The 20,754-nt window shown below is 58.5% G+C and carries 21 protein-coding genes; 10 read left to right on the top strand and 11 right to left on the bottom strand.

Annotated elements, in window-relative coordinates; genetic code table 11:
- Nucleotides 1-104 precede the first annotated feature (104 nt).
- The 7 genes from cobA to infC all read left to right on the top strand — a co-directional run bounded on the left by cobA (nucleotide 105) and on the right by infC (nucleotide 5,730).
- Nucleotides 105-881, top strand: a complete 777-nt coding sequence (cobA, locus tag ACR0DT_RS01085; protein WP_480708974.1) for a uroporphyrinogen-III C-methyltransferase — start codon at nucleotides 105-107, stop codon at nucleotides 879-881.
- Complete coding sequence (locus ACR0DT_RS01080) at nucleotides 881-1,195, top strand: DUF2849 domain-containing protein (RefSeq protein WP_480708973.1); 315 nt, start codon at nucleotides 881-883, stop codon at nucleotides 1,193-1,195. The genes cobA and ACR0DT_RS01080 overlap by 1 nt, the downstream gene beginning before the upstream one ends.
- Before the next feature lie 66 nt (nucleotides 1,196-1,261).
- On the top strand, nucleotides 1,262-2,926 hold the full coding sequence (locus ACR0DT_RS01075) for a nitrite/sulfite reductase (protein ID WP_480708972.1): 1,665 nt from the start codon (nucleotides 1,262-1,264) through the stop codon (nucleotides 2,924-2,926).
- Nucleotides 2,916-3,677, top strand: coding sequence for a phosphoadenylyl-sulfate reductase (locus ACR0DT_RS01070; protein WP_480708971.1), 762 nt, complete (start codon nucleotides 2,916-2,918; stop codon nucleotides 3,675-3,677). Before ACR0DT_RS01075 ends, ACR0DT_RS01070 begins: the two co-directional genes overlap by 11 nt.
- On the top strand, nucleotides 3,674-4,081 hold the full coding sequence (locus tag ACR0DT_RS01065; protein ID WP_480708970.1) for a DUF934 domain-containing protein: 408 nt from the start codon (nucleotides 3,674-3,676) through the stop codon (nucleotides 4,079-4,081). Before ACR0DT_RS01070 ends, ACR0DT_RS01065 begins: the two co-directional genes overlap by 4 nt.
- A gap of 107 nt (nucleotides 4,082-4,188) precedes the next feature.
- The gene (locus ACR0DT_RS01060) at nucleotides 4,189-5,022 is read left to right on the top strand and encodes a ferredoxin--NADP reductase (protein WP_480708969.1); all 834 of its coding nucleotides are present in this window, start codon (nucleotides 4,189-4,191) and stop codon (nucleotides 5,020-5,022) included.
- Nucleotides 5,023-5,139: 117 nt separating this feature from the next.
- Complete coding sequence (gene infC / locus ACR0DT_RS01055; protein ID WP_480709647.1) at nucleotides 5,140-5,730, top strand: translation initiation factor IF-3; 591 nt, start codon at nucleotides 5,140-5,142, stop codon at nucleotides 5,728-5,730.
- Between the two features lie 76 nt (nucleotides 5,731-5,806).
- On the opposite strand, the gene ACR0DT_RS01050 is transcribed toward infC, so the two are convergent.
- Together ACR0DT_RS01050 and ACR0DT_RS01045 are read right to left on the bottom strand one after the other, a co-directional pair.
- Nucleotides 5,807-7,123, bottom strand: a complete 1,317-nt coding sequence (locus tag ACR0DT_RS01050; RefSeq protein WP_480708968.1) for an aspartate aminotransferase family protein — start codon at nucleotides 7,121-7,123, stop codon at nucleotides 5,807-5,809.
- Nucleotides 7,120-7,899 carry a beta-keto acid cleavage family enzyme gene (locus tag ACR0DT_RS01045; protein ID WP_480708967.1) on the bottom strand — a complete coding sequence of 260 codons (780 nt, stop codon included), beginning with the start codon at nucleotides 7,897-7,899 and terminating at the stop codon, nucleotides 7,120-7,122. Before ACR0DT_RS01045 ends, ACR0DT_RS01050 begins: the two co-directional genes overlap by 4 nt.
- An 89-nt stretch (nucleotides 7,900-7,988) precedes the next feature.
- Here ACR0DT_RS01045 and ACR0DT_RS01040 point away from each other — a divergent pair, with 89 nt between their 5' ends.
- Nucleotides 7,989-8,888 (top strand): MurR/RpiR family transcriptional regulator, encoded by a 900-nt coding sequence (locus ACR0DT_RS01040; RefSeq protein WP_480708966.1) that lies wholly within the window; start codon nucleotides 7,989-7,991, stop codon nucleotides 8,886-8,888.
- A gap of 43 nt (nucleotides 8,889-8,931) precedes the next feature.
- On the opposite strand, the gene ACR0DT_RS01035 is transcribed toward ACR0DT_RS01040, so the two are convergent.
- The 5 genes from ACR0DT_RS01035 to ACR0DT_RS01015 all read right to left on the bottom strand — a co-directional run bounded on the left by ACR0DT_RS01035 (nucleotide 8,932) and on the right by ACR0DT_RS01015 (nucleotide 14,847).
- Complete coding sequence (locus tag ACR0DT_RS01035) at nucleotides 8,932-9,723, bottom strand: FAD binding domain-containing protein (protein WP_480708965.1); 792 nt, start codon at nucleotides 9,721-9,723, stop codon at nucleotides 8,932-8,934.
- A gap of 94 nt (nucleotides 9,724-9,817) precedes the next feature.
- Nucleotides 9,818-12,178, bottom strand: a complete 2,361-nt coding sequence (locus tag ACR0DT_RS01030; protein WP_480708964.1) for a xanthine dehydrogenase family protein molybdopterin-binding subunit — start codon at nucleotides 12,176-12,178, stop codon at nucleotides 9,818-9,820.
- A gap of 80 nt (nucleotides 12,179-12,258) precedes the next feature.
- Complete coding sequence (locus ACR0DT_RS01025; protein WP_480708963.1) at nucleotides 12,259-12,744, bottom strand: (2Fe-2S)-binding protein; 486 nt, start codon at nucleotides 12,742-12,744, stop codon at nucleotides 12,259-12,261.
- 139 nt (nucleotides 12,745-12,883) lie between these two features.
- Complete coding sequence (locus tag ACR0DT_RS01020; protein ID WP_480708962.1) at nucleotides 12,884-13,882, bottom strand: molybdopterin-binding protein; 999 nt, start codon at nucleotides 13,880-13,882, stop codon at nucleotides 12,884-12,886.
- Entirely contained in the window at nucleotides 13,879-14,847 is a 969-nt protein-coding gene (locus ACR0DT_RS01015) for an XdhC family protein (RefSeq protein ID WP_480708961.1), read from the bottom strand. The genes ACR0DT_RS01020 and ACR0DT_RS01015 overlap by 4 nt, the downstream gene beginning before the upstream one ends.
- A gap of 233 nt (nucleotides 14,848-15,080) precedes the next feature.
- On the opposite strand from ACR0DT_RS01015, the gene ACR0DT_RS01010 reads away from it, so the two are divergent.
- A complete protein-coding gene (locus tag ACR0DT_RS01010; RefSeq protein ID WP_480708960.1) occupies nucleotides 15,081-15,581 on the top strand; it encodes a hypothetical protein in 501 nt (166 codons plus the stop codon).
- 13 nt (nucleotides 15,582-15,594) lie between these two features.
- On the opposite strand, the gene ACR0DT_RS01005 is transcribed toward ACR0DT_RS01010, so the two are convergent.
- Together ACR0DT_RS01005 and ACR0DT_RS01000 are read right to left on the bottom strand one after the other, a co-directional pair.
- Nucleotides 15,595-16,851 (bottom strand): vWA domain-containing protein, encoded by a 1,257-nt coding sequence (locus ACR0DT_RS01005; RefSeq protein ID WP_480708959.1) that lies wholly within the window; start codon nucleotides 16,849-16,851, stop codon nucleotides 15,595-15,597.
- On the bottom strand, nucleotides 16,851-17,759 hold the full coding sequence (locus ACR0DT_RS01000; RefSeq protein WP_480708958.1) for an AAA family ATPase: 909 nt from the start codon (nucleotides 17,757-17,759) through the stop codon (nucleotides 16,851-16,853). Before ACR0DT_RS01000 ends, ACR0DT_RS01005 begins: the two co-directional genes overlap by 1 nt.
- Before the next feature lie 135 nt (nucleotides 17,760-17,894).
- Between ACR0DT_RS01000 and pyrC the strand changes: the two genes are divergently transcribed.
- A complete protein-coding gene (gene pyrC / locus ACR0DT_RS00995) occupies nucleotides 17,895-18,932 on the top strand; it encodes a dihydroorotase (RefSeq protein WP_480708957.1) in 1,038 nt (345 codons plus the stop codon).
- Here pyrC and ACR0DT_RS00990 read toward each other — a convergent pair.
- A complete protein-coding gene (locus ACR0DT_RS00990) occupies nucleotides 18,929-20,224 on the bottom strand; it encodes an MmgE/PrpD family protein (RefSeq protein ID WP_480708956.1) in 1,296 nt (431 codons plus the stop codon). The two genes, pyrC and ACR0DT_RS00990, sit on opposite strands and share 4 nt — an antisense overlap.
- 37 nt (nucleotides 20,225-20,261) lie before the next feature.
- Complete coding sequence (locus ACR0DT_RS00985) at nucleotides 20,262-20,708, bottom strand: type II toxin-antitoxin system RatA family toxin (protein ID WP_480708955.1); 447 nt, start codon at nucleotides 20,706-20,708, stop codon at nucleotides 20,262-20,264.
- Nucleotides 20,709-20,754: the final 46 nt, after the last annotated feature.

The following is a 20,754-nucleotide window of genomic DNA, read 5'->3' as shown; positions in this document are numbered from 1 at the left end:
TGGCGACCTTTATGGAACATTTGTCCTTATTTGGTCGCCCATATGGCGTTTTACCGGGAATATTTCCTATATTGCAGGTCAAGTCAAACCAAGCGGAATGAAACATGCAGCTTACGCATTCATATGATGGCACAGGACACGTCGACTTTGTCGGCGCGGGTCCGGGTGATCCGGAATTGCTGACGCTCAAGGCACTGAAAGCCTTTGAGCGCGCTGATGTCGTGCTGCATGACCGCTTGATCAGCCCCGAGGTCCTGACCCTGGTGGGCAAGAGCGCTGTTCTGGTCGATGTTGGCAAAGCCGGGTTCGGCCCATCCTGGAAACAGGAAGACATCGACGCGCTGCTGGTCGACTACGCCCTGAAAGGCCAGCGTGTAGTACGCCTGAAATCTGGCGACCCCACCATATTCGGGCGTCTGGACGAAGAGATAGAAGCGGTCGAGGCCGCAGGCATCACATGGCAGATCGTACCGGGCATCACCGCCGCGTCTGCTGCTGTCGCCGGGATTGGCCAAAGCCTGACCCGTCGTGGCCGCAACTCATCTGTTCGTATTCTCACCGGCCATGACATGAAAGGTTTTGCCGATCACGACTGGAATGCGCTGGCACGCGCTGGTTCCGTCGCGGCGATCTATATGGGCAAGAAATCCGCCCGCTTCATCCAGGGCCGCCTGATAATGCATGGCGCCGAGCGGGACACACCAGTGACGCTGGTCGAAAACGCCTCGCGCCGTGATCAACGTGTTCTGGCCAGCACTCTGGACCAGCTGCCCAATGACCTGACCGCCGCCGAAATGTACGGCCCCACCCTGACCTTTTACGGCCTCGCTCCGCGCCAAGCGGCTGCAGCACTGACCGAATTCAAGAAGGAGCACGCCTGATGGCTCGCGCTTTTACTCCCAAAGTAGTCACCGCTAACGATCTGTTGTTGGGTGACGTCATCTATCTGACCGCAGACGACCGTTGGTCGCGTGATCTGGCCGATGCAGAACTGATCACCGACGAAGCACATGCTCAGGTCCGTCTGTTGGATGCCGAACGTCAAGCCAACAAGATCGTCGGCGCCTATCTGGCCGATGCCGTTGCTGGCGTGAACGGCCCCGAACCCACCCATTTCCGCGAGGACTTCCGCCGCACAGGCCCGTCCAACTATGCCCATGGCAAGCAGGAAACCAAAACGCAGCCCCGGGCCTAATTTCTGGCCTACTCTCTCCCCTTCAAGGCCCCTCAGGATCGGGGCTGCAACCAAGGACAGCTAGACATGTATCGCTACTCCGAATTTGACCATGATTTTCTGGCAGAGCGTAACGCACAGTTCCGCGCCCAGGTCGAGCGCCGTCTTGACGGTTCGCTGACCGAAGATGAGTTCAAGCCCCTGCGCCTGATGAACGGCTTGTACCTGCAACTGCACGCTTACATGCTGCGGGTTGCAATCCCCTATGGCACGCTGAACAGCGATCAAATGCGCAAACTGGCGTTTTTGGCGGAAAAATGGGACCGGGGCTACGGTCACTTTACCACCCGCCAGAACATCCAGTTCAACTGGCCGAAACTGCCCGATGTACCGGACATGCTGGATTCGTTGGCCGAGGTTGGCCTGCACGCGATCCAGACCAGCGGCAATACCATCCGCAACGTAACGGCTGACCACTTTGCTGGCGCCGCTGCGGGTGAAGTTGCTGATCCGCGCCCCTATGCTGAATTGTTGCGCCAGTGGTCGACCGACCACCCGGAATTCCAGTTCATGCCGCGTAAGTTCAAGATTGCGCTGACCGGCTGTGAGGAAGACCGCGCCGTTATCAAGGCACATGACATCGGCCTGCAGCTGATCGAGCGCGACGGCGTCGTTGGCGCGCGCGTGTTAATCGGTGGTGGCCTGGGCCGGACCCCGATGATCGGCAAAGAGCTGTCAGAATTCGTTCCGTTCGAAGATCTGCTGGCCTACGTCGAATCCATCGTCTCGGTTTGGAACCAGATTGGCCGCCGCGACAACAAATATAAGGCTCGTATCAAGATCACCGTTCATGAAAACGGTATCGACACGATCCGCGCCCGCGTGAACGAGCGTTTCCTGCAGGTGCGCCAGCAGTTCAAAGGCGCCGATATGTCCCTGCTGGAAGAGATCAAGGGCCACTTTGCGCCGCCAGAGTTCCGCAAGGCATCGGTTGCATCCTTCGAGTCAGCCTATACCAACGATCCGGTGTTCCGGTCGTGGATCGACACCAATATCGCACCGCACCGCGATGCCGATCATGCGATCGTCACTATCTCGATCAAGAAACCCGGCGCGACCCCCGGCGACGCCTCGGCAGACCAGATGCGTGCGATGGCCGATCTGGCCGATGCATACGGCTATGGCGAACTGCGCATCAGCCACGAGCAGAACGTGATCCTGCCGCATGTCCACAAGTCGGACCTTCCTGCAGTTCATGCCAAGCTGAAAGAGTATGATCTGGCCACCGCCAATATTGGCCTGATCAGCGACATCATCGCCTGCCCCGGAATGGACTATTGCGCGCTGGCGACCGCCCGCTCGATCCCTGTCGCGCAGCAGATCGCAACACGGTTCGACGAGCTGAAGCTTGAGAATGATATCGGCGAAATGAAGATCAAGATCTCGGGCTGCATCAACGCATGTGGTCACCACCATGTTGCGAACATCGGTATCCTGGGCCTGGATCGCGCTGGCGTCGAAAACTACCAGATCACGCTGGGCGGTGACGCCACTGAAACGGCTGCCATCGGTGACCGGACTGGTCCGGGCTTTGCCTACGATCAGATCGTGCCTGCCGTGGAACGCATCGTTGAGACGTATTTGGAACAACGCGAAAGCTCCGAGGAGACGTTCCTGCAAACCTACCGTCGGGTTGGTATGGCTCCGTTCAAGGCTGCCCTCTACCCCGAGGCGCAGGCCAATGCCGCTTGACTTAATCCAGACGGAACTGGGTAAAGACCGCGCTGAGTTGACCGAACAGGTCGAATCGCTGAACGCCCAGTTTCGCCACCACAGTGCACATGACGTGATGCACGGCGCGATCGAGGAGATAGACGAGCTTGCTCTGGTCTCCTCTTTCGGGGCGGAATCGGTTGTTCTGTTGCACATGGCTGCGGTTGTGAATAAAGCGACGCCGGTGCTGTTCGTGGACACGCAATTGCTGTTCCCGGAAACCCTGGAATACCAGCAGGATGTCAGCGACCGCTTGGGTTTGACAAATGTCCAGGTCATCCGCGCCGATGATGAAGACATAGAACGCGACGATCCTTATAGCGCGCTGCGCCTGAGCGATACGGATGCCTGCTGCAACCTGCGCAAAACTTTCCCGTTGCAAAAGGCACTGATGGGATTTGATGGCTGGATCACCGGGCGCAAACGGTTTCAGTCGGGCACGCGGGCCACGCTCGACTTCTTCGAGGTCGAAGACGGCACCGGACGGATCAAGGTCAACCCTCTGGCCCATTGGGCGCCCGAGGATGTTCGGGCCTATATGGAAGAAAACAACCTGCCCCGGCATCCGCTGGTGGCCAAAGGATACCCTTCGATCGGCTGTGCGCCCTGCACCTCGCCGGTCAAAGAGGGCGAAGACCCCCGCGCCGGACGCTGGCGCGACCAGAACAAGGAAGAATGCGGCATCCATTTTGTCGATGGCAAGATGGTTCGCGTTGGAGAGAGATCATGAACGTAATCGTAACGGATACGGGGTTCGCCCCCGATGACTGGACCGATGGATTTGTCACACTGGAAGATGCGGCCAATGATGTCGTCGCGCTTGATGTGGCTTCAGATACGGACCCGGATGAGTTGTTTGACCGCTTGGGTAACGCCAAAATGGTGCGTGTGGATTTTCCATCCTCGGCTGATGGTCGAGGCTTCACCATTGCCCGCGTTCTGCGCCTGAAGGGCTATACCGGTCGCCTGCGCGCCAAGGGGCACGTGTTGGCCGACCAATATGCCATGGCCCGCCGCAGTGGCTTTGACGAGGTTGAAATCGATCACGCGCTGGCCAACCGCCAGACCGAAGACCAATGGTTGGCCCGTGCCAACTGGAAAGAACATCACTACCAGGCCCGCCTGCGCGGTTAAGACCGCCATCGCCAGCTTGTGAAGGAACGGGGGCAAACTGTCCCCTTTTCCTGCCTTGAAACAACGTTTAAACGGAGATGCCGGTCACGCTGACCGACAATGAAACCATGACAGAGATGAAGCCCGTGACCGAAGCAACCACTGTGAAGGCCCCCGTTCTGCCGGATGCCCAGACCGTAACAGACGTCAAACACTGGACCGACAGCCTGTTCTCGTTCAAGGTGTCGCGCCCCGCCTCGCTGCGGTTCCGCTCGGGCGAGTTCGTGATGATCGGCCTGCTGGGCGACAATGGCAAGCCGTTGCTGCGCGCCTATTCCATCGCCTCGCCGTCCTGGGACGAAGAGCTGGAGTTCTACTCGATCAAAGTACAGGACGGTCCGCTAACCTCGAAGCTGCAGCACATCAAGCCGGGTGATCAGATCATCCTGCGGCCCAAGCCTGTTGGCACGCTGGTCCATGATGCCCTACTGCCTGGCAAGCGCCTGTGGTTTTTCGCCACCGGCACTGGCTTTGCTCCGTTCGCCTCACTGCTGCGCGAGCCGCAGACCTATGAGGATTATGACGAGATCATCATCACGCATACCTGTCGCGAAGTTGCGGAACTGGAATATGGCCGTCAGCTGATCGACAGCATCCGCCAAGACGAAATGCTGGCCGAGTTGATGGGCGAAGGCTTTGCCGACAAGATCCGCTATTACCCCACCACCACCCGGGAAGAGAGCCCCAAGATGGGCCGCATTACCAACCTGTTGAAAGACGGAACCGTGTTTGCCGATCTGGGCATCGAAGGTGGCATCAACCCTGACACAGACCGCGCCATGGTCTGCGGTTCGCTGGCCTTCAATCTGGACATCAAGGCTATTCTGGAAGAATTCGGCCTGCGCGAAGGTGCCAATTCCGAGCCCAAGGAATTCGTGATCGAAAAGGCCTTTGTCGGCTGATCCAATCGCGCGGGCCACTGGAACGGCCATGGCCTGCGCATAAACCTGCTGTTAAACCTGATTTATTGAGCCGTTTCGGCAAGGTTCGCGCTTGAAACAAGACGCGCAGCAGTCTAAATTCCGGGCTCGAAATTCTGCAATTATCAAAGGAATGAACCCATAGCTCGCAGACCTCACAACGCGCCGCCGCAACGAGACACTGGCCCGCGCGTCAATGACAAGATCCGTGCCCCCGAAATTCGCCTTATTGGCGCCGAAGGTGAAAACGTCGGGGTGGTTCATCCCGCCAAAGCAATGCAAATGGCCGCTGACGCCGGGCTTGACCTGGTCGAGATTTCGCCGAATGCGAATCCTCCGGTCTGCAAGATTATGGATTTCGGCAAGTTCAAGTACGAACAGCAGAAACGCGAAAGCGAAGCCCGTAAGAAGCAAAAGATCATTGAGGTGAAAGAGGTCAAATTCCGGCCCAACACCGATACGCATGATTATGACGTCAAAATGCGGAATGTTTTTAAGTTTCTCGAAAATGGCGACAAGGTCAAAGTCACTCTACGTTTCCGAGGTCGTGAGATGGCCCACCAGAATCTGGGTCGCGAATTGCTTGAACGCGTGGCCGAGGACGTCAAAGAGTTGGGCAAGATCGAAAACATGCCCAAAATGGAAGGTCGTCAGATGATCATGATGATCGGGCCTCTGCCGCAGAAATAAGGTTATAAACAACCTGAATGTTCAAAGCCCCCTCGATTGAGGGGGCTTTTCTTTTGAAGGGCTTAGCCATGTAGGGCTAAATCACGGTTGCAATTGCCTTGCTCAGCTTGCCAACCATCTCGTCAATCTGTGCGTCTTCGATGATGAAGGGTGGCGCAAGCAGGATGTGATCCCCCAGCCGCCCATCACGGGTGCCGGACATGGGATAACAGATCAGCCCTTCAGCCAGCGCAGCCTTTTTGATCTTACCAGCCACCCCAAGCGCGGGGTCCAACGGCGCTTTGGTGTCACGATCCGCAACCAGTTCAATGCCCCGGAACAATCCCCGGCCGCGAATATCCCCGACGTTGGGATGTTGCCCCAACGCAGCTTCAAGCGCGGATTGAACCTTTTCGCCCATTACAGTCACCCGCGCGGGCAAATCACGCTGTGTCATTTCACGAACTACGGCCAGAGCTGCCGCCGTTGCGACCGGATGGCCGATATAGGTGTGGCCGTGCTGAAAAAACCCAGATCCGTCGCGGATCGCATCGAAAATCTTCGCGGTACACATCATGGCACCAATAGGTTGATATCCAGCGCCCAATCCTTTGGCGATACATAGAATATCCGGGGATAATCCATCGTGGTCACAGGCAAACAAGTGCCCTGTCCGGCCCATACCGCACATCACCTCATCCAGGATCAACAACACACCGTACTGGTCGCAAATTTCGCGAATACGTTTGAAGTATCCCTCAACCGCAGGCACCGCACCCAAGGTCGCACCAACAACCGGTTCGGCCATAAACGCCATGACGGTCTCAGGGCCCAGCCGCAGAATTTCGGCCTCAAGCTCATTGGCCACGCGTTGGCCGTAGTCAAAGCTGCTCTCACCGTCTGGCTTTTCTGCGTATTCATAGCACGGTGCGATATGGGTCATCTCGATCAGCATCGGTGCGAACTGTGCCCGCCGCCACGCGTTGCCACCTGCCGACAAAGCCCCCAGGGTATTCCCGTGATAGCTCTGCCGTCGGGCAATCACATGTCGGCGCTCTGGCTGACCGATTTCCAGAAAATACTGCCGCGCCAGTTTGATCGCTGCCTCGGTCGCCTCGGATCCGCCGGAGACGAAATATACCCGATCCAGATCGCCCGGGGCATGCTGAATCAGCAAATCTGCCAAGGCCTCGGCCGGTTCCGAGGTCATGAAGCCAGTATGCGCAAAGGCGATCTGCTCAACCTGATCCTGTACCGCCCTAATTACGGACGGGTTCGAATGACCCAGGCACGACACCGCCGCATCACCGCAATCCAGATAGCACCGACCCTGCGCATCAATCAGATAGCACCCGTCCCCACCGACCGCGACTGGCAGCTCTGATTTTGTATGGCGTGGAAATACGTGACTCATTTGACTGCCCTTTCCAGCTTGTCAACAAGCGCCGACACCGACGCGGCATTGTCTTTCCAAAGGGTCCCGCTCTCATCCGTCAAGCTGTTTTCAAACCCGACGCGAACGTCCCCACCTTGCCCGGCTGCGTATGCCAAACAAGCATGTTCCTGCCCACCAAAGGCGCAGACCATCCAAGGCGACGGGTCATTGGGAAACCGATCCAAATCTTGCGGAGTGGATTGCTGACCGGCCGTATAACGCCCCAGAACCAAAATACGCTCTACCTGTTCTTCGCGCACAATCCCGACCTTTTGCCATTGCGCCAATAAGGCCGCATCGTCGGCATCGTAAAGGATATGCTGCACTCGCGTACCCTGGTCAGCACACAGGCCATAAACCCGATCGGCCAACTCTGGCGAGCGCGCAACCTCTCGTATCGAGATCGACGCCCATTCCGGACGCACCTGCTCCAGACATGTGAACTGGGCGGCCACATCGAACACGCCAGCGGCCTCGGTTGTGATCTGCAGATCCAGCCCAGGAACGCTATGACGCAGCGCGGCCATCGTTTCCCGATACTGACCTGCGTCCAGAGAATGCTGACCGTCCGCATCCCGAATATGCAGGTGCAACCCGTTTGCGCCCGCCGCAGAACAGGCGCGTGCGGTCTGAATGATCTGATCCGAGGACACCGGCAACTCCGGATGATCCGGCGGCCCACGCCGCGCACCGGTTGGGGCGACAAGAACATAGGGTCGCCTGGCAGGTTGGTCTTCTGACTGAGAGTCTGACATGCACATTCCTCAAGTATTACTTGACCCATCTAATCTGTCGCGAAATGTTTTTTACTTGATAAATTAAAAACATTTGTTTTTCTACGATAATGGACAGCACACCCACCCAGATCATCGACCACCTGCGTCAGGATATTGAGCGGATGCCAGTCGCGCTGCAAGCCGCCGCCAAGTACATCATCGATAACCCCGGCGATTTCGGCCTTGATCCAATCCGTGCCACAGCCAGCCGAGTTGGCGTCAGCTCGAATGTACTGGTCCGTCTGGCACAACGCATGGGTTTTGATGGGTTCGAAGCGTTTCGCGCACCCTTCCGCAATGCTCTAGTCACTGACAGAGAAGGCAATCTGGGACAGGATTGGTTGACGGCACTGCAATCCGAAGACGCCTTCGGCAACCTTCAGGCCAAACTGGTACAGAATGAACAGAACGTCGTCTCGCGTTCTTTACGCCTTATGAAACCCGACAAAGTGCGTGAAGCCATCCGGCACATAACCACCTCTCGCCGATGTTTCGTAACGGCCACGCGCGCCAGCCATGCCTTGGCCTACTACTTTTCCTATACGGGGCGCATGGCGCATCCGGGCATTCAACTTGTGCCGCGCCATGTGGGCTCCGCCACCGACGATCTGTTGGATGCGGACCAACAGGACTGCTTGATTGCCATCACCGTTCACCCCTATTCCGCCGACACGATCCAGTCTATGCGTTTTGCAAAACAACGGGGACTGCGCCTGATCCTGATCTCGGATAGTGATGTGATCGCGCCGGGGGTCGAGCCTGATGTCGCCTTCACCGTCAGCACCCGCGCCCTGCATCCGTTTTCCTGTTTCACTGGCGCGATGGCTGTTCTGGAATGCCTGCTGGGGCACCTTTTCGACGCCGGAGGTGACGCGGCCCGTCAGCGATTAGACGCCTATCAAAAAGCGCGCGAAGACACCGGGGCTTACTGGCAGCCCTCAAAACCACCAAGACTACGCCGCACGTAAAAAGCCCCGGCCAAAAGCCGGGGCTTCAAGGGTTTTCCTCCAATCACATACAGGCTTCGACGGCCCGTTTTGTCATGACACCAACAAGATGCGCGCGGTAGTCCTTGCTGCCATGCAGATCAGCGATCATGTTGGCGGGATTGATGCGCAAATTCATCAACGCATCGGGCCTGAACTCTTTGTTCAAAGCTTCTTCTGCCTCGGACCAACGGAACACACCATCTTCACTGGCCCCGGTCACGGCTACACGAACACCGTCCGCAAATCGCGCAAGGTAGACACCGACCAGAGCAAACCGAGACGCGGGCTGCAGGAACTTCTGGTAACTCGCCGCCTGCGGCACCGGGAACCGGATCGAGGTGATGATTTCTCCTTCGTCCAGCGCGGTCGAAAACATCCCCTCAAAGAAATCATCCGCCGCGATTTGACGTGCATTGGTGACAACCGTCGCGCCCGACCCTAAAACACCCGCCGGATAGCAGGCCGCAGGATCGTTGTTAGCAACCGAACCGCCAATGGTGCCACGATTGCGCACCGCCGGATCACCAATCTGACCGGCCAACGCCGCCAGCGCCGGATAACTGCCCGCTGCCTCAGCCGCGACAGTGGCGTGGGTTGTCGCCCCACCGATGGAGACCGAGCCATCATCGTCGACACACACACCCTTCATCTCGGCAATCCCGCTCAGCGAGACCAAAGCCGAAGGCGCTGCCAATCGTTGTTTCAGCGTCGGGATCAGGGTCTGACCGCCCCCCAACGCCTGCGCATCCTCGGCCCCCAACGCGGCAACCGCATCAGCAATGGTCGAGGGTTTTTCAAACTCGAAATTGTACATTTCGTCTTCCTTTCCGAAAGGCGCGGATCGGCCCTTCATCTGGCTGTAAATATCCCGGGGAGTGCGAGGTGCTGGCACCTTGCACTCCGACCACTCAGCTGTTCATAGCCGCCCAGACGCGCGAGGGGCTGACCGGCATGTCGATGTGATCTACAGCCTTTCCACCTGAATTCAGCGCATCTAGCACCGCGTTAACCACTGCGGGTGGCGACCCGATAGCACCGGCCTCACCGCAACCTTTAACGCCCAACGGGTTGTGCGTGCAGGGTGTCTGGCTGGAATGGTCGACCCCATAGAACGGGACGTCATCGGCTCGTGGCATCGCGTAATCCATGAAGGACGCGCTCAGCAGTTGACCGTTTTCGTCATAGGCACAGTTCTCCAACAGCGCCTGACCGATGCCCTGACCGATACCGCCATGCACCTGGCCATCCACAATCATCGGATTGACGATATTGCCGAAATCGTCCGCCGCTGTGAACTTTTCGATGCTGACATGACCGGTTTCCGGGTCGACCTCAACCTCACAGGCATAAGCCCCTGCCGGGAAAGTAAAGTTGGCCGGATCGTAGAACGCAGTTTCCTCCAACCCCGGTTCAACCTCCAGCGGATAGTTGTGCGGAACATAGGCCGTCAGGGTCACATCGCCCCAAGCCACCGACTTGTCAGTACCCGCCACGCTGAACTGACCGTCTTTCAGTTCGATATCAGCCTCGGACGCCTCAAGCAGGTGCGCCGCGATCCGCTTGGCTTTCTCGATCACCTTCTCGGTTGCCTTGACCATGGCCGAGCCGCAAACCGCAAGCGAGCGAGATCCATATGTGCCCATGCCAAACGGAATCTTGGACGTGTCGCCATGCACGATCTCGACCATCGACTCATCAATACCGATCATATCGGCCACAACCTGAGGGAAGGCGGTCTCATGCCCCTGACCGTGGCTATGCGCACCGACCATGACGCTGATTGAACCAGTGGCGTTCACCCGCACCGTCGCAGCATCATAGAGACCAGCACGGGCCCCCAGCATGCCGACGATATTCGAAGGCGCGATGCCGCAGGCTTCGATATAACAGTTGATACCCAGCCCCCGCAGCTTACCGTTGGCCTCGCTTTGCGTGCGTCGTGCAGCAAAGCCCGCCAGATCTGCGGCGACCTCAAGCTTGTCCATCGTTCCGTTGTAATCTCCGGTGTCATAGGTCAGCGCCACAGGCGTGTCATAGGGGAATTGGGTGACAAAGTTTTGGCGACGCAGGGCAATCGGGTCGACGCCCAACTCGCGTGCGGCCTTATCCACGACACGTTCCAGTTGGAATGTCGCCTCGGGGCGACCTGCACCGCGATACGCATCCACCGGCACCGTGTTGGTGAACATCGCCTTTACGTTCACTTGAATGACCGGCGTCTTGTAATTACCCGCCATCAGCGTTCCATGCAGCCAGGTCGGAACCGAGCTGGAGAAGGTCGACAGATAAGCACCCAGGTTGGCATAAGTGTTGGTACGCAAGCCGACAAAATTATTGTCCGCATCCAGCGCCAGTTCGATGGTGCTGACATGGTCGCGACCATGCGCATCTGACATGAATGCCTCGGACCGGCTGGCCGACCATTTGACCGGGCGATTGCAGGCCTTAGCGGCGAAGGTACAGAATGCCTCTTCGGCGTAGTGGAAGATCTTGGTGCCAAAGCCACCGCCCACATCCGGGGCTACAACGCGGACCTTGTGCTCTGGCAGGCCCAGAACAAACGCGCACATCAGCAACCGGATCACGTGCGGGTTCTGCGACGTGGTGTAGAGCGTATATTCCTCAGTCCCACGGCTGTATTCGGCCACAGCTACGCGCGGCTCCATCGGGTTGGCGACCAGACGGTTGTTTACCAAGTCCAGCGTGGTCACATGTGCCGCATTGGAGAAGACTTCGTTCACCTTGGCGTCGTCGGCCTCACCCAGCTGCCAGTCGTAGCAGATGTTGTTTTTCAGATCGTCATGAACCAACGTTGCGCCATCCTGCGCCGCGGCTTTCATATCCATGACGGCGGGCAGTTCCTCAATATCGAGGTCAATCGCCTCGGCCGCATCACGGGCCTGTTCAAGACTGTCGGCCACAACAGCCGCTATCGGGTCGCCTACGTGACGGACCTTGCCTTGTGCTAGAATGGGGTGCGGCGGTTCCTGCATAGGCGCACCATGCTTGTCGGTGACTTCCCAACCGCAGGGCATACCACCCACGCCTTCGAAATCCTTACCGGTGAAAACCTTCACCACGCCGGGCATGCCCTCGGCGGCCGAGGTGTCCACGCTATTGATCCGTCCATGCGCTATGTCAGAGCGCAGGAAATAGACATGGGCCTGTCCGGCCACATTAATATCGTCGGTGTAATTGCCCGCTCCGGTCAGAAAGCGCACGTCTTCGCGTCGCTTGGAACTGGCTCCGATGCCACTGTCTTTGGGCATTGCTTGTTCTCCTCCCATAAACGGATGCTTGTGCACCCCTTGTCATCCCACGGGCGTCTCCTCTTACGCCCGCAGTGGCATCATTCGGCAGCGACGCTGCTGACGTCCTGGCCTGATGCGGCCATGATCGCTTTGACGATGTTGTGGTACCCGGTGCAGCGGCACAGGTTGCCTTCCAGATATTTGCGGATTTCAGCCTCGGTCGGGCGCGGATTGTCTTTCAGCAAAGCTGCAGTGCTCATCACCATACCCGGCGTACAGAAACCGCATTGCAGGCCGTGGTGATCCTGAAAGGCCTGCTGGATCACGTTCAGCGAGCCGTCATCATTGGCCTGCCCTTCGATCGTGCCGACATCGGACCCATCAGCCTCAAGCGCCAGCATGTTGCAGGACTTCACCGCCTCTCCATTCACGTGAACCACACACGCGCCACATTGCGCGGTGTCGCAGCCTACATGCGTTCCGGTCAGTGACAGATGATCGCGCAGAAAACTGGACAGCAATGTCCGGCCTTCGACATCACCGCTCACGGATTTTCCGTTCACGGTCATTGAGACCTGTGTCATTCGCTCCTCCCAAAATGAAACTCTCCCTGGCCCGAGTTAAACACGGGAATTTTTGTTTGAGAACAAAAATATTTAGCGATTTGCCCAGGAGGTCGTTTGGTCAGCCTTCATAAGTATTGCGTTGACTCAGAAAGGCAAATTATCGCCGCGATGCCCGTGGTTGTGGTCGTGTCGGGATCTCTTTGAGCAGCCCACCCACCCCCATACCGGCAATATCCGCACCGGTCGTTTCGATCCCGCACGCAACGCGCGACAGCACCCAATCGGCCCCGTTCAGCGCGGGGGATCGCGCACAACCCGGTAAGCCGATCACCGGTCGCGATCCAAGCGAGCCTAGAAACAGCAGATTGCCCGGATCGACCGGCATGCCGAACCGATCCACCTGCCCGCCAGCGGCACGTACGGCGGCAGGAGCTACATCCGCTACGTCCGAAGTCGCCGACCCGGTCAGGATCATCGTCACCTGGCCCTGTATCTCGGTGACAGCCTGCGTAATGGCGTCCGTCTGATGCGGCACGATGCGAACATCGGTCATCTCCATCCCCAACGCCTCAACCCGGCCCCGGATAGCCGCGATGCCTTTCTCATTCGAAGGCCCGCCGGGAATGTCGGTCACCACCAGTCCGGCGTTTTGGAAAACCGGCCTAGCAAGGCGAATTGCGCCTTGCGCCATCCGGGAGGCCTCGAGAACGTCAGCGCCCGGAACGGCGTAGGAAATAACCTTGATCGTTGCGACCATACCTCCGGTGCCCATCTGCTGATGTTGCGGCACGGTGGCAACGGTAATCATCGGATTGACCTGATTGAACGCCTCAAGCGCTGGGACATCCAATACCGCGACACCCGGCCCGTCTGCCAACAGGTTCACGCGCCCCGTGAATGGCTGCGTCACCCGTAACGCAGCAGCTTTCGGATCAGGCGCCAGAGCATCTGCCAGCATTCCAGCTGCCTTGTCCTCGTGGCAATCTCCGGGTTCCAGTCGGGCGACTGTGACGGATTGATAGCCGGCCGCGACCAGTTGTTCCTGATGCTCCGGCGTCAGGACGATCCCTTTGCGTAGCTTGGCATCCTTGACCTGCACGGAATGCGCGAGAATGGCTCCAACGGCTTGATCGACGGGAACCGGGCCGAACTTCACGCCTTGCCTCGCAGTACAGCAGTCATTTGCGCCAGAATAGCTACGGCGATTTCAGAAGGCCCCGTAGCACCGATATCCAACCCAATGGGGCCATGAATGCGAGCGATCTGTGCGTCGGAAAAGCCAACCTCTTTCATCCGCGCCACTCGTTTGGCGTGGGTCCGGGTCGATCCCAAGGCACCTATATAAAACACCCCCGCCTCCAGCGCCGATTGCAAAGCTGGATCGTCCAGCTTTGGGTCGTGCGTCAACAGCACCACCGCCGTCCGCGCGTCCAGCCCCAGTTTGGCTACCGCCTCGTCGGGCCAATCGGTCAGGATATTCTCTCCCGGAAACCGCGCGCTTGAAGCAAAGGCATCGCGGGGATCAATGATGGCGGGATCATATCCGGCGATCCGCGCCATCGGCACCAGCGCCTGCGCGATGTGGACCGCCCCCACAATGATCAACCTTAGCGGAGGGTTTTGGACCGCAACGAATGTTAGACCGTCCTCTTCAAACCCCGAGCGGTCCATGCGCAGCCGATCTGCGTACGCGTTTCGGCGCAGAGCCCGGTGGCCAGTTTCGATATTCACCTCATAAGCCACGGGCTCACGCCGGGCGCGGGCCTCGACCAGCTCACGAAGCATGGATTCGGGCAACACCTTGCCCACCGGCTCAACCAATACCCGGATTGTACCGCCACAGGCCAATCCCACAGCAAAGGCGTCATCGTCACTCACTCCGAACTCCAACAGGCGCGCTTCGCCTTCGTCGATCGCCTCCAACGCCTCGACCACGACCGCACCTTCGACACAGCCACCCGAGACGGACCCTTCGATCCGAGCATCCCCATCGATCACCAGTTGCGCGCCGACACGGCGCGGGGCGCTGCCCCAGGTTTCTACCACCGTGGCCAGTGCTGTAGGTCGCCCTTCACTGAACCAGCGCAAGGCCGTTTCCGGGCTATTGTCGAATCTGTCCATTGCACCCTCCACGAGCGTTCAGGTTCAACATAAGCAGGTTTCGCCAATTGAAAAGGAACCGCGATCATCAACTGCGTGTGGCGATCTAGTAAATGCGCCCTTCGGCACGAATTGGCCCGGTTTTCCACCGTTTAAGCAAAGGATTGATTGTCACAGGGTCTGATTCTAGCTTACACGCGCAACTGGTGCATTCCAGTATGCGCATATTTTATTTTCACAAGGGAGACAGAGACTTGAAACGCATTTTTACACTCGGAACTGCAATCGGCCTGCTGGCCTCGACCGCGGTCAGCGCGGATACGTTCCTGCGCTATGGCGAAGTCGAAGGGTGGAAAGTTTTCATTGATCAGGAAAAGAAATCCTGCCTGATCGAGGCCGTGGACAGCGCTGAAAACGTGGTTCAGATGGGACTGACCGAAGATCGCGGCGTCGGCTATGTCGGCGTTTTCACCAAGGCCAAGACCGACATCAAGCGCGGTGAGAAAGAGGCCGTGGCGATCCTGCTGGGCGACAACGTCTATGTCGGCGAAGCCACCGGTATGAAGGGCAACATCACCAAGGGCTATTCCGGTGGTTATGTTCTGTCTGATGACCCTCAGTTCGCCGATGATATCGCCAAGCAGAAGGTCATGGTCGTGTTCCCGGAAAAGGAATTCGCCTTCACCGTCGATCTGACCGGCACCTACAAGGCCATGGAAATGGCGCGGAAATGTAACGAAGAACAGCTGAGCTGAGCTGAGCTGAGGTTCAGCCAGAAAGCGCGGCCATCAACCGCGCTTTCTCCCCCATGTCGTCGGGTTTTGATATGACGGCGGCCAAGTCCTCAAGCGACGCAATCGAATGCCCCGCGCGGAAACTGTCCACATGCGGCAGCATCGCCACCACACCCCGCGCCTTGGGTGCGAACCCATCCCAACGCAGCAATGGATTTAGCCAGATCAGACGACGGGAAGACAGGTGTAGCCGTTCAACCTCGTGCCCCAAAGCGTCGGGATCTCCACGATCCAACCCGTCCGAGATCAACAGAACCACCGCACCCTGCCCCATAACCCGCCGTGACCAGTCGCGATTAAACGCGTGCAAGCACTCTCCGATCCTGGTGCCGCCCTCCCAGTCCTGCGCTTCGGCCCCTGCTGCGGCAAGGGCGGCGTCCACGTCGCGTTGTTGTAAATGACGGGTGATGTTTGTCAGGCGCGTGCCAAAGGTAAATGCATGCACCTTGGCCCACCCCGCCCCCTTGGCATTCGAGACAGAGTGCAGGAAATGCAGAATGATCCGACTGTATTGGCTCATCGACCCTGAGATATCGCACAGCACCACAAGGTTGGGCCAGCGCGGCTTGGGTTTGAGTCGGGCGATATCACGTAGTTCTCCACCCTGTCGCATGGCCGACCGCAGGGTCCGCGCGCGGTCAATCCGGTGCCCCAGATGACTGGCCTGCCCACGGCGGGATTCGATGGGTTTCACGGGCAAGGTCAACCGCGCAAGCATACGTTTGGCCTGTGCGATCTCGGCTGTGCTCATCTGTTCAAAGTCCAGACTGCGCAACCGTTCCTCGGTTGAGGCGGTTTGAGAGGCGTCGATCTCCAGCTCGGTTTCGCCTTCATCATCGGTCGCCTCGGGCAAGTCTCGTTCGATCCCATCCAGCAAAGCCTCAGCTGCGCGTTTTTCGGCAGCGTCGGCCTTGCGGTCTTCCTGCACGCCACGGATGGCCGGCAGCATCATCGACATCATGTGCTCAAGATACCGTGGATCACGCCAATACAACCGAAAGACCTGCGCAAATACTGTGCGATGTTCGGGTCGGTTCACGAAACAGGCGTGCAGAGTCCAGTAGAAATCCCGTTTCTCGGTGAACCCTGCGGCCTGTACGGCACGGATGGCATCAACAACCCGCCCCGTCCCGATGGGCAAACCGGCCTTACGCAAAGCCCGCGCAAAATGGGTGATATTCTGCGCCAGCTTTGGGTCGTCAGGGATATCAAGCGGCAGCTGTTCCGCCATCAGCCCGGTTCCAGATCAGCTTTCGCCTCATCCAGAATCCGCTTTGCCTCGGACCCTTGCAGTTTCTGAATGTCGTCTTGGTATTTCAGGATAGCGCCTAGCGTATCGCCGATCACCTCGGGGCTAAGATTGATCACATCCAACGCAAGCAGGCATTTCGCCCAGTCGATAGTCTCGGCCACGCCGGGTTTCTTGAACAGGTCTTCGGTGCGCAGACGTTGGACAAAGGCGACGACCTCACGGCTGAGCGCCTCGGCAGCTTCGGGTGCGCGGGCGTGTAGGATTTCGATTTCGCGGTCGAAATCCGGATAGTCGACCCAGTGATACAAGCAGCGGCGCTTTAGCGCGTCATGCACCTCGCGCGTGCGGTTCGAGGTTACGATCACAACGGGTGGTTCAGGCGCTTTGACCGTACCCAGTTCGGGAATGGTAACCTGAAAATCGCTGAGCGCCTCAAGCAGAAAAGCCTCAAAGGGTTCGTCCGTCCGGTCCAGCTCGTCAATCAGCAAGACCGGCGCACCGTTCTCGTCCGGGCGCATAGCCTGCAGCAGCGGACGTTCAATCAGGTAGTCGTCCGAGAACAATTCGGACTGCAAGGCACCACGATCTGCCCCGCCCGCGGCCTCAGCCGTGCGGATCGCCACCATCTGTGCCGGGAAATTCCACTCATATACGGCCGAGGACGCATCCAGCCCCTCATAACACTGCAGTCGGATCAGGCGTCGGTTCAGCCCGGCGGCCAGTGCTTTCGCGATTTCGGTTTTGCCAACTCCAGCTTCACCTTCCAGAAACAGAGGGCGACCCAGTTTCAGCGACAGAAACACGACTGTGGCCAGAGCCCGCCCACAAACATAGCCCTGCGCGCCCAGCATAGTCTGAACGGAGGTGAAGGAATCTGGCTGGGTCATGTCATTTTTCTCCTTCGCCACAACAGGTCACGGCAACGCGCGTGCGTCAAGACCGCAGTCTTTCCGGGACTTACGTCGATCGGGTCCGCTGACAAGGGCTTTCCCGCAGACGGCCGCTGTGCTAGCGGATGCGCCATGACCGATAGCATCACGATCCGCCGCCCCGACGACTGGCATCTGCACCTGCGCGACGGCGCAATGTTGCAGGCCGTCCTGCCCGAAACCGCGCGCCACTTTGCACGTGCGATCATCATGCCGAACCTCGTACCGCCCGTCGTGCGCGGTGATCAGGCCGCCGCCTATCGTGACCGCATCATGGCCGCTCTGCCCGAAGGTATGACGTTCGATCCGCTTATGACGCTCTATCTGACCGAGGACACAGATGCCGAGGACGTGGCCGCAGCGCATGCCAGCGGATTGGTCAAAGCGGTCAAGTTGTATCCGGCGGGAGCAACAACCAACTCAGCCTCGGGTGTGCAAGACTTCAACAATGTTCGCTCGGTGCTGGAAAAGATGGCCGAGATCGGATTGCCCCTTTGCGTTCACGGCGAGGTCACCGACGCCGAGATCGACATTTTCGACCGTGAGGCCGTGTTCATCGACCGCATTCTGGACCCGATCCGCAAGGCGACACCCGGCCTGCGCGTTGTGATGGAACACATCACGACCAAAGACGGCGTGGATTATGTGAAGTCAAATGATGCGGATCTGGGCGCGACTATCACAGCGCACCATTTGATCATCAACCGAAACCATATTCTGGTGGGTGGGATCAAACCGCACTACTACTGCTTGCCCGTCGCCAAACGCGAAGAGCACCGGTTAGCACTGTTGGCCGCTGCGACCTCGGGCGATGCGCGGTATTTCCTGGGTACTGACAGCGCGCCGCACACAGATGCCAACAAGGAAATGGCCTGCGGATGCGCTGGGTGTTTCACCGCGACAAACACCATGTCGCTGGTGGCCGAGATGTTCGAATCCCAAGATGCGCTGGACAAGCTGGAAGGCTTCGTCTCGCTCAACGGTCCTGAGTTCTACCGCCTGCCAGTGAACGAAGACACCATTACCCTGACCAAAGGCGATCCCGTGGAATACCCGGACAAGATCGAAACCGAGGACGGCCCCGTGACGGTGTTTGAACCGGGCTTCGCCTTGCACTGGCGCGTGGTTTAACCCGCCAGCATCCTTGCCAGATCGCGGGCGCGGCCACCGGTGCGCAGCATCGACCAGATCGCGTCCGCTTCTTCACCGCCGATCAATTTGGCCGCTTTGCCACGCACGCGATCTTCACGGTCAGAAAGCGTCATCGGTGCCATCAGATCATGCGTCGCCTCAAGCCGCGCACCGTCACGGCGCAGCAGGGTCAGATGCGCCTGCGTTTCCAACAGCGACTCATCGACCTCAACCGAAATCCTGTCGCGCAGGGATTTCAGCCGCGGGTCGGCACAGACCTTTTCGGTGTAGCTGCCCGGCAAGGCTGTATCATAGCCAAGCGCCTGCATAGCGATCACCGTTCGATAAGAAAACTTGGCACCCAATCCGGTGGTCGGAGACAATTGGTTGCAGACACTCATCCAACGCGGATGAGTCTTGATCTTGATCTCGGCCACTTCGGGTTCTGCGATATCAAGATCACGCGCGGCCTCTAGTGCGGCGTGTAAGCCATGGCAGCAGGCGTGGAATTTGTGGCTAACAGTTTCGAACAGCCATTCATCGCCCAGACCCGCCAACGCGGTTTGCGCATCATCTACGCCTCTATGGGTCGCCCCAAACCCAAACTGACCTTCCAAAGCATCGATGTTCGGCGTGAATCCTTTGGCGATCAGTAGCGCGGCCTCAACCCCGGCTGAGGCCGCAAGCCCTGCGTTATAGGGTTTGCCCATTGTTCCGAACTGCGCCTTGAGACCAGCTGCTCGGGTTGCCGTCAATCCAAGCGCTTTCCGCATCTGGTCCGTGTCGAAACCAAGGATACGCCCCGCCGCAACGACCGCACCAAACGCGCCCGCCGTAGCGGTTTGGTGAAACCCCGCCTGATAGTGATCCCGCCCAAGCCAAAGCCCAACGCGGATCGAAACCTCCATCCCCACAAGGGCGGCTTCAAGGAAATCCACCAGAATACGGTCATCCCATTCGCTCAGCGCCAGCGCGGCCGGTAGAATCGCAACCGAAGGGTGACCGATGTGAGCAAAATGCGTGTCATCGTAGTCCAAGGCATGCGACACCGTACCGTTGACCAAAGCAACCCCACGCAACGGGGCCGCCCCTCCGCCAAACAAATGCGCCTGCGCCGCGCCCTCTTCGCCCAAAACAAGGTCTCGCATCGCTTTGGAGACGGGCTCATCAACACCGGCCCGCCCGACTGCAATCCAGTCCAGTACGGACAGAGATGTGACGACCCGCGTTTGCAAAGTCGTCTCGATGGGTCCAGCAGCAAACCCGGCAAGTGAAGTGGAAAAATCGCTCATGAGCGCAGTCTAGCGCGCGCCGGATGCGGGTAAAGACCTAGCCGTACAAATCGGCAGCACGGGTTTCGAACGCCTGTACGATCCGGTGCATGGCCTCGTTGAAAACAACGCCAATAATGCCCTGCAAGATGGCGTTCTTGAATTCGAAATCCACGTGGAAAGAAACGTTGCATCCACTGTCGGGTGCGTCCTCGAACTGCCAATCGGATTTCATGTACTTGAACGGGCCGTCCAAATATTCCGTGTCGATCCTCATCTGATCAGGGAACAGCGTCACCCGGCTGCCGAACCTTTCGCGAAACACTTTGAACGAGATGATCAGGTCGGCCTCCATCACCTGCGCCTCGCCCGCAGCATAGGTCCGACGGATACGGGCGGCTGCACACCAGGGCAGAAATTCGGGGTATTTCGCCACGTCCGCGATCAGGTCGTACATCTGCTGTGCCGTATAAGGCAGGTGGCGGGTTTCCGAATGAGTAGGCATAGCGTCCGGTTTTAACAGGTGACAATGGCGCGTGATTTCGTATGTT

It is taken from the genome of Ruegeria sp. BI11, from assembly GCF_056538005.1.
Note: the sequence above shows the minus strand (reverse complement) of the source record. Positions and strands in the feature narration are given on the sequence as shown.

Bases quoted from the DNA above. Each gene is read 5' to 3' on its own strand.
- ACR0DT_RS00985 (WP_480708955.1), bottom strand. From the start codon at position 20,708: ATGCCTACTCATTCGGAAACCCGCCACCTGCCTTATACGGCACAGCAG.
- ACR0DT_RS01030 (WP_480708964.1), bottom strand. From the start codon at position 12,178: ATGCCCAAAGACAGTGGCATCGGAGCCAGTTCCAAGCGACGCGAAGAC.
- ACR0DT_RS01080 (WP_480708973.1), top strand. From the start codon at position 881: ATGGCTCGCGCTTTTACTCCCAAAGTAGTCACCGCTAACGATCTGTTG.
- ACR0DT_RS01075 (WP_480708972.1), top strand. From the start codon at position 1,262: ATGTATCGCTACTCCGAATTTGACCATGATTTTCTGGCAGAGCGTAAC.
- ACR0DT_RS01045 (WP_480708967.1), bottom strand. From the start codon at position 7,899: ATGTCAGACTCTCAGTCAGAAGACCAACCTGCCAGGCGACCCTATGTT.
- ACR0DT_RS01035 (WP_480708965.1), bottom strand. From the start codon at position 9,723: ATGTACAATTTCGAGTTTGAAAAACCCTCGACCATTGCTGATGCGGTT.
- cobA (WP_480708974.1), top strand. From the start codon at position 105: ATGCAGCTTACGCATTCATATGATGGCACAGGACACGTCGACTTTGTC.
- ACR0DT_RS01025 (WP_480708963.1), bottom strand. From the start codon at position 12,744: ATGACACAGGTCTCAATGACCGTGAACGGAAAATCCGTGAGCGGTGAT.
- ACR0DT_RS01040 (WP_480708966.1), top strand. From the start codon at position 7,989: ATGGACAGCACACCCACCCAGATCATCGACCACCTGCGTCAGGATATT.
- ACR0DT_RS01000 (WP_480708958.1), bottom strand. From the start codon at position 17,759: ATGACCCAGCCAGATTCCTTCACCTCCGTTCAGACTATGCTGGGCGCG.
- ACR0DT_RS01050 (WP_480708968.1), bottom strand. From the start codon at position 7,123: ATGAGTCACGTATTTCCACGCCATACAAAATCAGAGCTGCCAGTCGCG.
- ACR0DT_RS01060 (WP_480708969.1), top strand. From the start codon at position 4,189: ATGACAGAGATGAAGCCCGTGACCGAAGCAACCACTGTGAAGGCCCCC.
- ACR0DT_RS01070 (WP_480708971.1), top strand. From the start codon at position 2,916: ATGCCGCTTGACTTAATCCAGACGGAACTGGGTAAAGACCGCGCTGAG.
- ACR0DT_RS01015 (WP_480708961.1), bottom strand. From the start codon at position 14,847: ATGGACAGATTCGACAATAGCCCGGAAACGGCCTTGCGCTGGTTCAGT.
- ACR0DT_RS01065 (WP_480708970.1), top strand. From the start codon at position 3,674: ATGAACGTAATCGTAACGGATACGGGGTTCGCCCCCGATGACTGGACC.
- ACR0DT_RS00990 (WP_480708956.1), bottom strand. From the start codon at position 20,224: ATGAGCGATTTTTCCACTTCACTTGCCGGGTTTGCTGCTGGACCCATC.
- pyrC (WP_480708957.1), top strand. From the start codon at position 17,895: ATGACCGATAGCATCACGATCCGCCGCCCCGACGACTGGCATCTGCAC.
- ACR0DT_RS01005 (WP_480708959.1), bottom strand. From the start codon at position 16,851: ATGGCGGAACAGCTGCCGCTTGATATCCCTGACGACCCAAAGCTGGCG.